Origin of the sequence: Virgibacillus litoralis (assembly GCF_017873675.1) — a bacterium.
In the GTDB taxonomy this organism is placed as follows: Bacteria; Bacillota; Bacilli; order Bacillales; family Amphibacillaceae; genus Lentibacillus; species Lentibacillus litoralis.
On record NZ_JAGGKK010000013.1, the window covers coordinates 51,932 to 67,597 of the forward strand.

At 35.4% G+C, this 15,666-nt stretch carries 16 protein-coding genes; 15 read left to right on the plus strand and 1 reads right to left on the minus strand.

What is annotated here, in order from left to right:
• Positions 1 to 49: 49 nt before the first annotated feature.
• Complete coding sequence (locus J2Z82_RS12040; protein WP_209481040.1) at positions 50 to 1,024, plus strand: YpdA family putative bacillithiol disulfide reductase; 975 nt, start codon at positions 50 to 52, stop codon at positions 1,022 to 1,024.
• 319 nt (positions 1,025 to 1,343) lie between these two features.
• Here the strand turns inward: J2Z82_RS12040 and J2Z82_RS12045 are convergent, their stop codons facing one another.
• Positions 1,344 to 2,315, minus strand: a complete 972-nt coding sequence (locus J2Z82_RS12045) for an asparaginase (protein ID WP_209481041.1) — start codon at positions 2,313 to 2,315, stop codon at positions 1,344 to 1,346.
• Between the two features lie 84 nt (positions 2,316 to 2,399).
• On the opposite strand from J2Z82_RS12045, the gene prsW reads away from it, so the two are divergent.
• The 14 genes from prsW to spoIVA all read left to right on the plus strand — a co-directional run bounded on the left by prsW (position 2,400) and on the right by spoIVA (position 15,342).
• The gene (prsW, locus tag J2Z82_RS12050) at positions 2,400 to 3,080 is read left to right on the plus strand and encodes a glutamic-type intramembrane protease PrsW (RefSeq protein WP_209481042.1); all 681 of its coding nucleotides are present in this window, start codon (positions 2,400 to 2,402) and stop codon (positions 3,078 to 3,080) included.
• Positions 3,081 to 3,202: 122 nt separating this feature from the next.
• A complete protein-coding gene (sleB, locus tag J2Z82_RS12055; protein WP_209481043.1) occupies positions 3,203 to 4,066 on the plus strand; it encodes a spore cortex-lytic enzyme in 864 nt (287 codons plus the stop codon).
• Positions 4,067 to 4,081: 15 nt separating this feature from the next.
• On the plus strand, positions 4,082 to 5,443 hold the full coding sequence (gene ypeB / locus J2Z82_RS12060; RefSeq protein WP_209481044.1) for a germination protein YpeB: 1,362 nt from the start codon (positions 4,082 to 4,084) through the stop codon (positions 5,441 to 5,443).
• Positions 5,444 to 5,588: 145 nt separating this feature from the next.
• On the plus strand, positions 5,589 to 6,239 hold the full coding sequence (locus J2Z82_RS12065; protein ID WP_209481045.1) for a flagellar brake protein: 651 nt from the start codon (positions 5,589 to 5,591) through the stop codon (positions 6,237 to 6,239).
• Positions 6,240 to 6,463: 224 nt separating this feature from the next.
• Positions 6,464 to 7,141, plus strand: coding sequence for a (d)CMP kinase (gene cmk, locus J2Z82_RS12070; RefSeq protein ID WP_209481105.1), 678 nt, complete (start codon positions 6,464 to 6,466; stop codon positions 7,139 to 7,141).
• A 12-nt stretch (positions 7,142 to 7,153) separates the two neighbouring features.
• Entirely contained in the window at positions 7,154 to 7,738 is a 585-nt protein-coding gene (locus tag J2Z82_RS12075; protein ID WP_209481046.1) for a lysophospholipid acyltransferase family protein, read from the plus strand.
• A gap of 94 nt (positions 7,739 to 7,832) precedes the next feature.
• A complete protein-coding gene (gene rpsA / locus J2Z82_RS12080) occupies positions 7,833 to 8,963 on the plus strand; it encodes a 30S ribosomal protein S1 (RefSeq protein WP_209481047.1) in 1,131 nt (376 codons plus the stop codon).
• Positions 8,964 to 9,119: 156 nt separating this feature from the next.
• Positions 9,120 to 9,722: a YphA family membrane protein gene (locus J2Z82_RS19770; protein WP_425348064.1), complete on the plus strand. Its 603-nt coding sequence runs from the start codon at positions 9,120 to 9,122 to the stop codon at positions 9,720 to 9,722.
• Positions 9,723 to 9,815: 93 nt separating this feature from the next.
• Positions 9,816 to 11,126, plus strand: coding sequence for a ribosome biogenesis GTPase Der (gene der, locus J2Z82_RS12085; protein WP_209481048.1), 1,311 nt, complete (start codon positions 9,816 to 9,818; stop codon positions 11,124 to 11,126).
• Positions 11,127 to 11,139: 13 nt separating this feature from the next.
• Positions 11,140 to 12,177 carry an NAD(P)H-dependent glycerol-3-phosphate dehydrogenase gene (locus J2Z82_RS12090; RefSeq protein WP_209481049.1) on the plus strand — a complete coding sequence of 346 codons (1,038 nt, stop codon included), beginning with the start codon at positions 11,140 to 11,142 and terminating at the stop codon, positions 12,175 to 12,177.
• A 59-nt stretch (positions 12,178 to 12,236) separates the two neighbouring features.
• Positions 12,237 to 12,497 carry a stage VI sporulation protein F gene (locus J2Z82_RS12095; protein WP_209481050.1) on the plus strand — a complete coding sequence of 87 codons (261 nt, stop codon included), beginning with the start codon at positions 12,237 to 12,239 and terminating at the stop codon, positions 12,495 to 12,497.
• A gap of 214 nt (positions 12,498 to 12,711) precedes the next feature.
• Positions 12,712 to 12,909 carry a DUF2768 domain-containing protein gene (locus J2Z82_RS12100; RefSeq protein ID WP_209481051.1) on the plus strand — a complete coding sequence of 66 codons (198 nt, stop codon included), beginning with the start codon at positions 12,712 to 12,714 and terminating at the stop codon, positions 12,907 to 12,909.
• A 10-nt stretch (positions 12,910 to 12,919) separates the two neighbouring features.
• A complete protein-coding gene (locus J2Z82_RS12105) occupies positions 12,920 to 13,648 on the plus strand; it encodes a hypothetical protein (protein WP_209481052.1) in 729 nt (242 codons plus the stop codon).
• A gap of 215 nt (positions 13,649 to 13,863) precedes the next feature.
• Positions 13,864 to 15,342, plus strand: coding sequence for a stage IV sporulation protein A (gene spoIVA, locus J2Z82_RS12110; RefSeq protein ID WP_209481053.1), 1,479 nt, complete (start codon positions 13,864 to 13,866; stop codon positions 15,340 to 15,342).
• Positions 15,343 to 15,666: the final 324 nt, after the last annotated feature.

Genomic DNA, 15,666 nt, shown 5'->3' on the forward strand with positions numbered 1-15,666 from the left:
GAATGCCAAATTATCGAATGTTACATGTAAGAAAAGGAAGTGCTTTAATATGCAAAATGAATCGACGATAATTATTGGGGGCGGCCCTTGTGGTATGTCGTGTGCCATTGAGCTTCAGAATCAAGGCATAAGACCATTAATAATAGAAAAGGAAAATGTGGTTAATACCATTTATAACTTTCCAACCCACCAGACATTCTTTAGCTCAAGTGAGAAGCTCGAGATTGGAAATATCCCATTTATAACCGAAAAACAAAAACCGGTACGTAATCAGGCTTTAGCATACTATCGATCAGTAGCAGAACGGACAAATTTAAGAATTAATACATTTGAAAAAGTTGTAGAAATAAAACCAAGTAAAGACAGTATTCAATTACAAACTGAAAAGAATACAGGCGAAAAATTTGAATATCAGGCAGAGAATATAATAATTGCTACAGGCTATTATGACCAGCCGAATAAGATGGGAATTTCTGGTGAAGAATTACCAAAAGTAATGCATTATTTTAAAGAAGCACATCCTTACTTTAATAAAGATGTAGCTATAATAGGGGGTAAAAATTCAGCAGTTGATGCTACGCTGGAATTGCATAAAGCAGGAGCTAATGTTACTGTGCTGTATCGAGGTAATACGTATTCTCAGAGCATAAAACCATGGATTTTACCTGAATTCGACGCATTAGTCAGAAAAGATATTGTTAGAATGGAATTTAACGCTAATATATCCAAAATAACAAACGATAAAGTAGAGTATAGTGTTAATGGTGAATCGAAAACAATCGATAATGATTTTGTGTTTGCTATGACTGGGTACAAGCCTGATCTCCAATTTCTGAAAAGGGCAGGAGTTTCAATTGATGAAAAAAATGGCTGTCCTATTTTCGATGAAAACACGATGAAAACCAACGTGGAAGGAATTTATGTAGCAGGTGTAGTAGCAGCTGGTTATAATAACAATAAAATCTTTATTGAAAACGGCAGATACCATGGCGGACTTATAGCGGAATCTATTACGAAAGCATAAAGGAAAAGGATAACAGCTGTATAAGGCGTTATCCTTTTCTTTGTTTCCGTCTAGGAAATAGTGCTGTGAATAACTGGACTTCTGAACCAGCGACGTCCAGCTCCGACGTAAAGGACGTACTAGTGCCGGTGACGCCACAGGACGAGGCGTTCTCACCGGCCAGTGCCTAGCGCCTAGTGGCGTGTCAACAATAAGAAATAATGGATGTTCGACAACCCACCACATCCTGTGGCAACGTCAAACTATCCCACGTCCTTTGGGGAAGCTTACGCTCTTCGTGCATGCTGTATCAGCGCTGCGGTTAGGCGCTTTTGTTCTTCTATAGTTCTTTCTCAAAAATTTCGGTTAATAAATTTACATCATTTGTTTTTTCTAATGCTATCATTAATTTAATTCTTGCTTTAGGTCCAGTCAGCCCGTTGGACATGATTACACCATATTCCTTAAGTTGTTTTCCGCCACCTTCGTACCCATAAGTGGGCTGTACAATTCCTCGAAAACATCTGGATACTAATATTACTGGAATTCCCTTCTTAATAAATGTTTGTATTGGCTTAACAGTATCTTTAGGTAAGTTACCTTGTCCCAACCCTTCTATTACAAGGCCATCTGGATTAGCTTGGTAAATTGCGTTGAGAATTTGTTCATCCATCCCAGCGTATGCTTTTAGCAAAAATACTGTTTTAGTGATTTGGCTTACTGGATGGGAATGTCTTTCCAATATCGTATGATGAAATATAATAGATTCTTTTGTAATAATTCCAATAGGTCCATATTGTGGGCTTTGAAAAGTTGCCACATTACTTGTTGATGTTTTTGTTACATTTGTTGCTGTGTGTATTTCATCATTCATTACTACAAGCACACCTTTGTTTGCAGCCTCATGATCTGTTGCGACCCGCAATGAACTAATTAAATTATAAAGGGCATCAGAGCCAATTTCGTTTGTGGACCGCATAGCTCCAGTAATAATGACCGGTTTTTGGGTTTTAACTACCAAATCCAGGAAGTACGCTGTTTCCTCAAGTGTATCAGTACCATGAGTTATTACAACACCATCGTAATCATTACTTAACTGATCAACCTTAATAGCTAGTTCCAACATATGTTGTGGTGTCATTTGGGGTGAAGGGAGTGAGAAGTAGTTTATCTCATCTATGTTAGCGTACGTGTTAAAATAACCCGATAAATCTGTTAATGGATGATGTTTCGTTGTATTAACTTCACCTGTACTTTTATTTTCTACCATTGAAATTGTTCCACCTGTATGGATAATTACAATACTTTTCATGTAAATCACCAGCCTAAATTCTATTTTAATTCATGTCACTTAATGATACGATTATATCAAGAAAGTTGGAGAGAGGTCCTTGTTATGTTAGCTATTTTATCTGCTGGAATAGCACCTACATTCGCATTAATGTCATTTATTTATTTGAAAGATCGATTTACAGAACCATTCTCATTAATTCTGAAAACGTTTATATTAGGTGCATTGCTCGTTTTTCCGATTATGTTTATCCAATACGCAATCTCGATAGAAAACATAGTAAATGATAATAATTTTATTCAATCTTTCCTGGTAGTAGGTTTTATTGAAGAATTTTTTAAATGGTTCATCTTTATGTATGTTATCTATCATCATACTGAATTTGATGCACATTATGATGGAATTGTCTATGCTGTTTCTATAAGTTTAGGATTTGCTACAGTAGAAAATTTCCTGTATCTGCTTACAAACGGTATTGAATACGCATTTTCCAGAGCATTATTTCCAGTATCATCACACGCTTTGTTCGGTGTTATAATGGGTTTCCATTTTGGTAAGGCTAAAGTAAATAGCAATTATAAGAAATGGAATATTGTGTTAGCACTAATTATACCCTTAAGTTTACATGGCAGTTATAACTTTATTCTAAAATCTATTACGAGTAATTGGCTGACATTACTGGTCCCATTCATGATTGCGCTTTGGATAATTGGATTGCGTCGAGTTAAATCTGCAAATAAGCCAATTGTTGAAGATGTAATTCAAAAAAGAAAATTACGAGCTTGAAATCCTTTGTATCCTCAAGATATGGAGGATTTTTTTATTGTTAGAAATCTTAATGAATAAAAAGGGCGTTTAGTTAAAAAATAGGTATTACATGACAATGCGTGATCAGGAGGAAAATTAAAATGATCTATAAAAAAATGTTCCTATTCATAATCATTATATGTTTTTTAGTGGTAGGACTTCAAACATCACATACCCCAAAACAAGTTAATGCATTTACATCGCAAGTAATTCAGCAAGGAGCTGTTGGGGATGACGTTATTGAATTGCAGGCGAGATTACAATATCTGGGTTTTTATAATGGGAATATAGATGGTGTCTTTGGGTGGGGAACATATTGGGCATTACGTAATTTTCAATATGAATTTGGTCTGAAAGTAGACGGATTAGCAGGACTTACCACAAGGCAAAAGTTAGTAGATGCAAGTGAATATGATAGGAAGTATGTAAAAGAACAGATTAAAAAAGGAAAAGATTTTACACATTATGGTGGAGTTGAAAATACTAAACAATCTACCCCAGATAAGAAGAAAGACCAACAAAAAACAAACAACAAGAACAATCAACAAGGTGCAAATAACAAACAGCAAACTAAAGCAGAGCCCACCGCTGTTAATGTACCTCAAGGATATTCACAGAATGATATACAATTAATGGCCAACGCAGTTCATGGAGAATCGCGAGGTGAATCTTACGTTGGACAAGTTGCAGTAGCAGCTGTAATTCTAAACAGAGTTGAAAGTTCCACCTTTCCAAATACTGTTTCAGGAGTGGTTTTTGAACCACGGGCATTCACTGCTGTTGCTGATGGACAAATATGGTTAACGCCAAATGAACAAGCAAAAGAGGCAGTTCTAGATGCGGTAAACGGTTGGGATCCCTCAGGGAATGCAATATATTACTTTAACCCGGAAACCGCAACTTCAGATTGGATTTGGTCACGGCCACAAATAAAAAAAATAGGGAAACACATATTTGCTAAATAGCAAGGAGTGATAAAAATGGTACGATGGATATTAATTGGTGTTCTTACTATAGGGTTAGCTGGCACAGCATTTTGGGGTTATCAGGAACATCAGGAGAAAAACGCTATTCTGATACAGGCGGAAAACACGTATCAACGAGCCTTTCATGAACTTTCATATAATATGGATTTGTTAAATGATAAAATAGGTACAACATTAGCAATGAACTCCAAAGAGCGATTATCACCACAAATGGTTGAAATTTGGCGACTAACATCTGAAGCAATATCTGATGTAGGGCAGTTGCCTCTTACATTGCTCCCATTTAACAAGACAGAGGAGTTCCTCTCTAATATAGGTGATTTCACCTATCGTACTGCTGTGAGAGACTTGAAGAAGGATCCACTAACTGATAAGGAAACATCGACACTCGAGGAGCTATATAAACAGTCAGGTGAATTAAAAAATGAATTAAGACAAGTACAGCATGTGGTCCTGAAAGAAAATTTGCGTTGGATGGATGTGCAGTTAGCATTAGCAACTCAAGAAGAGCAATCAGATAATACTATTGTTGATGGGTTTAAAACAGTTGAAAAGAAAGTAGAGGGTTACACCGAAAGTAATGTGAATTCCTCAATTACTGGAACTTCCTCCAAAGAACATGAGTATCAATTTCTAAAAGGAGATAAAATTGGAAAAAAGGAAGCATTAGAAGAGAGTAAAAAATTATTTAATGTAAAAAATGATAATAATATCACTATTACAAAAAGTGGCGAAGGATCTGATATACCCACTTACAGTGCGTCTTACAAGAACGGTAACAAGAATGGTTACGTCGATATATCTCAGCAAGGCGGACATCCAATAACTCTTTTAGTAAACAGATCTACAAATGAACAAAAAATAAGTTTGAACGAGGGTTTAGAAAAAGCAAAGTCTTATTTAGAGCAAAATGGATTTAAAGATATGACTATTTTTTCAAGTAATCAATTTAGTAATGTTGGGGTGTATTCTTTCCTCTATAAACAAGATGATGTACGAGTATTCTCAGATGCGATTGAAATTAAAGTCGCATTGGATAATGGTGACTTACTTGGATTCACAGCTAGAAATTACTTTATGAACCATAAGGAAAGAGAAATACCTAAACCAGAGCTCTCCATAAAAGAGGCAAAGAATAACGTCAATCCAGATGTTAAGATAAATGAAGAACATATGGCTGTAATTGACAATGATATTGGAGAAGAAGTATTAGTTTATGAATTTTTAGGTGTTCTTGGAAATGAAACATACAGAATATTTATAAATGCAATGGATGGTACAGAAGAAAAAGTTGAAAAGCTGGATGGAACCGAAATAAACTTTGCGATAAGAACAGAGGAGCAATTACCTGCCTAGCCTCATAAACCATGGCAGATTTCACTGTACTTCAATTTATTGTTTTCAACTCTACACAAAAGGGATTGACTTAGGTCTTTCCCTTTTTTAATTTTTCTGTAATAATGTAGGTATATAGTATTACTTGAATGGGGGGTCATTGAAGTTGAAGATTGGGACATTACTTAACCTGGAATTAAAACATGATAAGACAGGTAAGATTTTGAAGTATCGTTGCAAAGTTGTTGAGAAAAATGAGGATTATCTCTATATTGATTACCCAATTGAAATTAAAACGAACAAAACTGCATTTCTTCAAAAAGGATCACTTTTGTCAGTTGAATACGTTGGAGAAGACCAATCTGTTTATAAGTTCCATACAGAGATAATTGCTAGCGTTAAATTAAATGTACCGGCACTTATAATCGATTTCCCTCGTAAAGAAAATATTAAAAGGATACAGCGCCGTGAGTATGTGCGAATTGAAACCGCAATTGATATAGCTTTTCATGGTTCAAAAGATTCATTTACTACTGTGACTTCCGATATAAGTGGTGGTGGTATGTCCATCATTATACCTAATGATAAAAAAATCGAAGAAAAAGAAGAGGCTAGCGTTTGGATAGTTCTCCAGATGCACTCAGGTGAATTTCAATATGTAACAGCATTAACAGAAGTTATCCGTGTTAAAGAATCAGAAAGCAGAGCAAGTACGGCATCCTTGAAAATTATTTCGATTACAAAACCAGATCGGCAAAATATTGTACGATATTGTTTCGAGAAACAAAGGGAAGCAAGAAAAAAAGAATTATTATAGAATATATTTTCGTTAATTACAAAAAGAGTTGATTTAAGGTGGCAATTTTTACATAGTTTAAGTTTAATTATTTTGTATTATATTAAAAGCAATAGACCGTGTTTTTATAGTTATGTTATTATTTTATATAAGGGTTTTAATTAAACTTGGCTTCTGTGCCAAGTTTTTCCTGTAATGAAAAGAAATCTAGTGACATGGATGGATAATGAGAGGAATGAACAATAATAATGGAAGAAATCTCAATCGCAATTGATGGACCGGCTGCAGCAGGAAAAAGTACAGTAGCTAAAATTGTCGCAAAACGACTTACATATGTTTATATCGATACAGGAGCTATGTACAGGGGGTTGACATTAAAAGCTCTTAATAAACAAATTTCGCTGGAAGATGAACAACAGCTTGCAGCATTATTGGCAGATACAGATATAGAGCTTGTCCAAGGGGAAAATGGACAGCGCGTTATGATAGATAAGGATGACGTAACACGCAGTATACGTTCAGATGAAGTAACAAATAATGTATCATTTGTAGCCAAACATCCCAGCATTCGAAAAGAAATGGTGAAACGACAACAAATACTTGCAGAAAAAAGCGGAGTCGTCATGGATGGAAGGGATATTGGTACACATGTTCTGCCAGAAGCAGAGATAAAGATATTCCTGATTGCGACTGTTGAGGAACGAGCTAAACGAAGATATGAAGAAAATATACAAAAAGGATTTCCTGCTGATTTGGAGAAATTAAAAAAGGAAATTAAACAAAGGGACTTGATTGATTCTAAACGAGAGGCAGCTCCTTTAACAAAAGCAGATGATGCAATAGAGATTGACACTACCGCCTTAACAATTGATGAAGTGGCTGAATTAATACTAAATGAAGCAGCTAAAGTAATCACTGAGTAGAGGGGAATAAACATGAGTCTTTATAAATTTGCAAGAGCAGTTGTAGCAATAATCTTTTTTCCGTTGTTTCGCATTCAAATAATCGGAAAGAAGAATGTACCAAAAGAAGGACCAGTAATAATATGTTCAAATCATATCTCAAATCTTGACCCACCAGTTGTTGGAATTACTTCCCCTCGTGATATATTTTTTATGGCGAAAGGTGAACTATTTGAAAAGCCATTTTTGGGGAAACTATTATTAGCAATTCGTGCATTTCCCGTTAAAAGGGGATTAAAAGACCGAAATGCACTACGTAAAGGATTGCAAATATTGGAGAATGGCGAGACTTTAGGCCTGTTTCCTGAAGGTACCCGGAGTAAGAACGGCGAACTTGGTGAACCATTGGCAGGTGCTGGGTTCTTCGCGTTAAGATCTAATGCCGCTATTGTACCCTGTGCAATAATCGGGCCATATAAGCCAGGAAAAAAACTTACTGTTATTTACGGGGAACCGATGGATATGGAAGCTTACAGAGCAGCCAAATCTTCCGCGAAAGATGCGGCCGAAGCGATTATGTCTGAGATTAAAATTTTAAAAGAAAAACATAATTCCTAGTCTGCATTACTTGACAAATAATTATAAATATTAGAAGTTATAAAAAAGAGAGTTTAATGTATTGTTGTTTTGTACTTTAAGGAGGGCTAATTGTATGAGTGAATCTAGTAATGAAATTACGCAGTTTGAGGTAGGAGATATTCTAACAGGAACGGTTGTAAAAGTTGAAGATAAACAAGTTCTTGTTGATATTGGATATAAGTCTGAGGGAATTATCCCAATCAGTGAACTATCAAATCTTCACATCGAACAAGCGAGTGATCTTGTAAAAGAAAATGATACACTTACACTGCAAGTGAAGAAAATGGAAGATGATGAAATTATTCTATCAAAAAAGGCAGTAGATGCTGAGAAGGCATGGGAAACATTAGAAGAAAGTTATGAAAATAATGAAGTTTTTGAAACAGAAATTAAAGAAGTGGTAAAAGGTGGTCTAGTAGTAGACGTTGGACTGCGTGGATTTATACCTGCTTCCTTAGTTGAAACTTATTTTGTAGAAGATTTTGCAGATTATAAAGACAAGAAGTTAACAGTTAAGATTGTTGATTTGGATAAAGAACAAAATCGAGTGATACTATCTCATAAAGATGTTGTTCAAGATGAAACAAAGCAACAAAAGCAACAAGTCCTTCAATCGTTGGAACAAGGTCAAGTATTAGAAGGTGTTGTCCAACGTTTAACTAGCTTTGGCGTTTTCGTTGATTTGGGTGGTATTGATGGACTTGTTCATATTTCACAGCTAGCGCACGAGCATGTCGAAAAAGCTTCAGATGTTGTGTCTGAAGGTGATAAAATTACAGTCGAAATCTTATCTGTTGATCGAGATAATGAACGTATATCTCTTTCACGTAAGAAAACACTGCCTGGACCTTGGTCAGATATCCAGGACCGAGTATCAAAAGGAGATGTACTTGAAGGCACAGTCAAACGTCTTGTGAATTTCGGCGCATTTGTAGAGGTTTTATCAGGAGTAGAAGGACTTGTTCATATTTCTCAAATTGCAAACCGCCATGTAGGAACACCTCAAGAAGTACTTGAAGTTGGTCAACAGGTGAAAGTGAAAGTACTTGATGTTAGTGAAAAAGAAGAACGGATGTCGCTAAGCATTAAAGAACTTGAGCAAGAACAAGAGGCAGCAGAATTTAAACAGTATGAAAAAGATGAGGACCAATCAGGATTTCAGCTAGGTGATTTCATTGGTGATAAATTAAATAAATACAAATAATATTTTTGCACAGCCCTTCCTACAGCAGGAAGGGCTGTTGTTTTTGAAAAACTCTTTTGTAGTTTTGATGCACATTTCGCATCATTTATTAACATACAGCCTTGTTTAAAAGTAAAAAATAATTGCCATAATACTAAATATAGTAGGTGGTTATTCATGGGTAGTGGACTTATTTTTTACTGGTTTTGTTGGGTTATATGGATTGTGGTTACGTTCTTCATGAAAAAAGATAAGCGGAGAGCGTTTTTGGCATGCTGGATTCTTTTATTAATCTTATTTTCCAACTTGCACTTCTCAATAAATTTTTATCAAATTTCTGTAAGCTTCCTGGTTTTTCTCGGGGGAACGCTTCTTCTACATGTAAAGCTCCCACGTTTAATATTTCATTCACTTATTTCTTTCATTGTAAGTATCGGATACATTGGCATGGTGATTTGTATAAATATTACCCCGTTAAGGCTCTTTTTCCCCCAGCTTATAACTATTTCTTTGTTCCTTGTGATATTAATTATGTTATTGACGAATGGTCTTTTAAACAGACTGGGAACTGGTTTATTTGGTATTGCATGCGGAGAAATAGTATATAGTATGATTATGGCTGATTATTCCATACCAAAAACAGTGGGGGATATGGAGTTTTTTGATTGTGTGCTTATCGTTACAGCTATTTTACTCTGTAATAGCTTACTACTTACATTGAATCGGAAAATTTATATATTAATTTCAATAACTAGACATTCGATAAGGCAGCGTGCTTGATAATGATTGTGAATATAACTTTCTTTTGCTAGAATTAGTAAAAGTTAATGCAATTATAAAATTAGAGATATTTAAAGAAAGGATGTTCCTTTCATGAGGAAATCTGTTGTAGCAATTGTAGGTCGACCGAATGTAGGCAAATCGACTATTTTCAATAGACTGGTAGGAGAACGAATATCTATTGTGGAGGATATACCTGGTGTAACCAGAGACCGAATATACGCTCAAGCTGAATGGTTAACATCAACATTTAATCTGATCGATACGGGTGGCATTGAAATTGGTGATGAACCATTACTAGTACAAATGCGTCAACAAGCTGAAGTTGCTATCGATGAAGCGGATGTAATTGTATTTTTATTAAATGGTCGCGAAGGAATTACGGCCGCTGATGAGGAAGTTGCGAAACTTTTATTTAAATCAAACAAACCTGTTGTTGTTGCTGTTAATAAAATGGACAATCCTGAAATGCGTGAAGAAATATACGAATATTATTCATTAGGGTTTGGTGAACCTTATCCTATATCAGGGTCTCATGGACTTGGTTTAGGAGATTTATTGGATGCTGTTGTCGGTTATTTCCCTGAAATAAGTGATGTTGAAATAAAAGAAGATACAATTTATTTTAGTCTAATTGGGAGACCCAATGTAGGTAAGTCTTCGTTAGTTAATTCTATGCTGAATGAGGAAAGGGTTATTGTCAGTGAGATAGAAGGGACTACAAGAGAAGCTACTGATACATACCTGAAAAGAGATGACCAGGATTATGTAATAATTGATACAGCTGGAATGCGTAAACGTGGAAAGGTATACGAAACTACAGAAAAGTATAGTGTTTTACGTGCATTAAAAGCGATAGAGCGTTCTGATGTGGTTTTGGTTTTAATTGACGCTGAAACAGGAATAAGGGAACAGGATAAAAAAATAGCTGGTTATGCACATGAAGCAGGAAGAGCTGTTATACTTGTTGTAAACAAATGGGATACAGTTGAAACGAATGAAAAAACAATGAAAGAATTTGAGACCAAAGTTCGTTCGCATTTTCTATTCTTGGATTATGCTCCTATTGTATTCCTATCTGCTAAAACGAAGAAACGATTGCATACATTAATTCCTGCAATAAAAGTTGCCAGTGAGAATCATTCGAAGCGTATACAAACCAATGTTTTGAATGACGTAATTATGGATGCGATAGCAATGAATCCAACCCCGACAGTAAAAGGCAAACGCTTAAAGGTATTATACGCAACACAAGTAGCTGTTAAACCGCCAAGCTTTGTTGTTTTTGTTAATAATCCTGAGTTAATGCATTTTTCATATGAAAGATTTTTGGAAAATAAAATTAGAGATGCTTTTGGTTTTGTTGGAACTCCAATAAAAATATTTGCACGAAGTCGTCAATAAGGAGGAATTGCAATTGAGTAAAGTAGCAGTATTAGGTGCTGGAAGCTGGGGGACAGCATTAAGTATTGTATTAGCTGATAATGGACATGATGTTCGTTTATGGACCCATCGTAAGGAACAAGCTGATATAATTAACACAAAACATAAGAATGAAAATTATTTGGATATAATGATACCGGAACACCTGAAAGCATTTAATGATTTGGAAGAAGCAGTTGACGATGTTTCCGCTATTGTTATAGTGGTCCCTACGAAAGCCATTCGTGAGGTTTGTAAGCAATTGGACACGATATTAAAACACAAAGTTACTATTATTCATGCCTCCAAAGGTATTGAACCAGAATCGCTTAAAAGAGTGTCACAGATGATCGGCGAAGAAATGGGTGAATACACACAAGAAGATGTTGTAGTATTATCCGGACCCAGTCATGCTGAAGAGGTTGGAAAACGACAGCCAACTACCGTAACGGTATCATCAAAAGATATCAAAAATGCTGAATTAGCACAGGATTTGTTCTTTAATGAATCCTTTCGAGTATATACAAGTCCAGACATTGTAGGGATAGAACTTGGTGGTGCGTTAAAAAACATTATTGCGCTTGGAGCTGGAATTTCGGATGGATTGGGTTATGGAGATAATGCGAAAGCAGCTCTTATTACAAGAGGGTTGGCAGAAATCACGCGATTGGGTGCCTCGCTTGGAGCCAATCCACTAACTTTTCTAGGGTTACCTGGTGTAGGTGATCTTATTGTTACATGTACAAGTGTTCATAGCAGAAACTGGCGTGCTGGCAATTTGTTAGGAAAAGGCCAAAAACTGGAAGAAGTATTAGAACAGATGGGTATGGTTGTTGAAGGTGTAAGAACTACTAAGGCTGCCAATCAGTTTGCCCAAAAACAGCAGATAGAAATGCCAATTACTAATGGAATATATAAGATCCTGTTTGAAGACATAAATCCAAGAGATGTTGTTGAAGAGTTAATGAATCGAACTAAAAAAGAAGAAATGGACGACCTTGCAACATTGCTCCGTACAAACTATTCAAAATAACACGTAATCGTTCTCCTTGCATACAATATGGTGAATTAACTATGCAAGGAGGCGAGCATGTGAGTAATTTTCAAGACAATCTTTTTGATAAAATTCAACAAAAGTCAGATGTAAATCCTGATGAAATTTATAAAGTTGCAGACTCAGTAAAGCATGCAGATTTTTCTGATGAAAAAACTGTAAGAGATCTAGTTAGGCGATTATCCAGAATTGCCAATAAACCAATTTCCAAAGCTAAGGAAGATAAGATTGTTAAGTCTATAACAAGTAGTAACATGCCAGTGGATATGCAATCTTTAAATAAAATGTTCAAAAAATAGTCATATCTGGGCAAGTGAGGATACATTAGTGCGTATGCTCGCATAAAATGAATCGCACAAGCATTCATGGATAGAGTTGCTGTGGGTATTATTTAGTCAAACCGGGATGGAGATCAGCCCCCTTCATCTCGGATTTTTTAATGTGTGCGTAATGCTCTAATAAACGCCCTTATGTTATAATACGTTGTGCATATTAAGAATAGGAGTGAAAGCAATGTCAGTATCAATGCTTAAAATGTATATATCATTCGGAGGCATGGCGCTATTACTTTTAGCTATTGGGCTTGTTATACTCAGCAGATATAAATTAAAGGGCTTTTTAGCCGGAATTGTGTCTGTTTTAGCATATCTTTCTCTGGTGATCGGCGGAATAATTATTTTATATATCGTATTTAGTGGTCCAACAGGATAGGAGGCTTATCATGAAAAATACATATATCTGGGCTATGGGTGCATTTCTTATCATATTCTTTCTGACAGGATGTCTCTATCCAAATAATGAATTATCAAAAAACCAAGTGCCAAATCAAGCCCAACTCGAACAAATACAATCAGCAGTTGATACGTATCAGAATGAAACTAATGGTATGGTTCCAATTAGAACAAAACCAAGTGATACACCAATTTTTCAAAAATATTTAATCGATTTTAGTAAGCTAAAAGAAAATAATAATATATCGGAAATACCTGCGAATGCATATCAAAATGGAGGTATTTATCAATACGTGCTAATAACTCCTGAAAAGAACCCACGAGTGAAGCTTATTGATTTACAGACAACTGAAGCAATTAGAGAGGTAAGTGTAAAACTGGAAATTTACCGAACCGAACATATTTATCCACCATATGGAAAAGAGATTGCAGATGGTGTTTTCAAAGTGGATTATAAAAAACTAAATTTACAGGCTTACCCTTATGTTAAGAGTCCATACTCAAAAGAAAATCTGCCTATCGTAATGGATAATCAGGGAAAACTTTATGTGGATTATCGTATAGATTTAATGAACGCATTAAAAGAATATAAACACAATTACGAAACAGGAGAAGATATCCGATACTTGTTGGCTAACAATAGCCCCTTTGTACCTGCTTACTCTTTACCATATACAATTCGAGAAGGCGAGCCTGTTTTTAATAAAGCAAAAAAATAAACTATCATAATAAATCCCTTGTTACATATATTGTTTTGCAAGGGGTTTTTTGCGTTTAAAGTATAAACCTCTTCCATGACTTAAGAATTTGATAACTAAAATAATATTTAAACATAATTAAGTCATATTTTGATAGGACAACATCATAGAATTGTAATGTCAATTATTCGTAGTTTGTTTATTATTAATGGATAAGGAGATCGGGAGGGGATCGTTTGGAGAGAGTTGATATTTTTAAAGATATTTCGAAACGGACGAATGGAGATATTTATCTTGGAATTGTAGGTGCAGTCCGGACCGGTAAATCAACCTTTATTAAGCGCTTTATGGAGTTGGTAGTTTTACCGAATATTGCAGATGAAAGTGAACGAGGAAGAGCACACGATGAGTTACCGCAAAGTGCAGCAGGAAAAACGATAATGACAACAGAACCAAAATTCATTCCAAACCAAGCAGTATCGGTACATGTGGATGAAGGGCTTGATGTAAACGTCCGTCTAGTGGATTGTGTTGGTTATGCTGTTAACGGCGCTAAGGGGTTTGAAGATGAAAATGGTCCTAGGATGATTAATACACCATGGTACGAAGATCCTATACCATTTCATGATGCAGCGGAAATTGGTACACGGAAAGTAATCCAGGAGCATTCTACAATTGGTGTCGTAATTACCACCGACGGAACTATTGGGGAGATTGAAAGATCCGATTATCAAGAAGCAGAAACGAAAGTTGTTGAAGAATTAAAAGAAGTTGGTAAACCATTTATCATGGTAGTTAACTCCGTTAGACCAACAAGTCAGGAAACAGAATTACTTCGTCAGGAATTAGTAGAAAAATACGATATACCAGTATTGGCTATGAGTATTGAATCTATGACTGAGCATGACGTTTATAATGTATTAAGAGAATCGCTTTATGAATTTCCGGTTCTTGAAGTTAATGTGAATCTGCCTAGCTGGGTTATGGTATTAAATGAGGATCACTGGTTAAGAAAAAATTATCAGGAAGCAATTCAAGCAACAGTAAAAAATATACGAAGACTAAGAGATGTGGATCATATAGTTGGAGACTTTTCAGATTACGATTATATTGACAAGGCAAATCTTGCAGGTATGGAGATGGGAGATGGAGTTGCAGAAATTGATCTTCATGCACCAGATTACTTGTATGATGAAGTGCTAAAAGAAATAGTTGGAGAAGAAATTAGAGGGAAAGACCATCTGCTTGAATTAATGCAGGATTTTGCTTTTGCGAAACGTGAATATGATAATGTTTCTGGTGCATTGCAAATGGTAAAACAAACCGGTTATGGTATAGCAGCCCCAACCTTGGAGGATATGGAATTAGAAGAACCAGAAATTATTCGCCAAGGCTCAAGATTCGGAGTTAGACTAAAAGCGGTCGCACCTTCCATACACATGATAAAGGTTGAAGTGGAGTCAGAATTTGCACCAATTATTGGAACTGAAAAACAGAGTGAAGAACTAGTAAGGTATCTAATGCAAGACTTTGAAGAGGATCCTTTATCCATTTGGGAATCTGATATTTTCGGCAGATCCTTAAGTTCGATTGTAAGAGAGGGCATCCAAGCAAAAATTGCGTTAATGCCGGAAAATGCTAGGTATAAATTAAAAGATACACTTGAACGGATTATTAACGAAGGTTCAGGTGGTTTAATAGCAATTATTTTATAGCAGCTTTAATTAGTTGCTATTTTTTTTATTTTTATTTTTAAAAAGGTTGCAGGAATTTCATTATCATTGTCGTATATATCTAAAAGAGCCTATTATACTACGGCTTTATACTGCACCTAATATTTATGGATATTTTTTCCAAAAGAGCAAATTTTAGAGACCATTATGGGAAAAAATAGCTAAATATCAAATAAAAACCGAGAAAATAGGCGATTATTGTTGAAATTTATTTCAATCTCGGTTAGTATAAGCCTTGTCATCAATGAATTTGATGGTAATAAGTATAAAAAACGACAGATTGGTAACAAATGGAATTAGAATAAA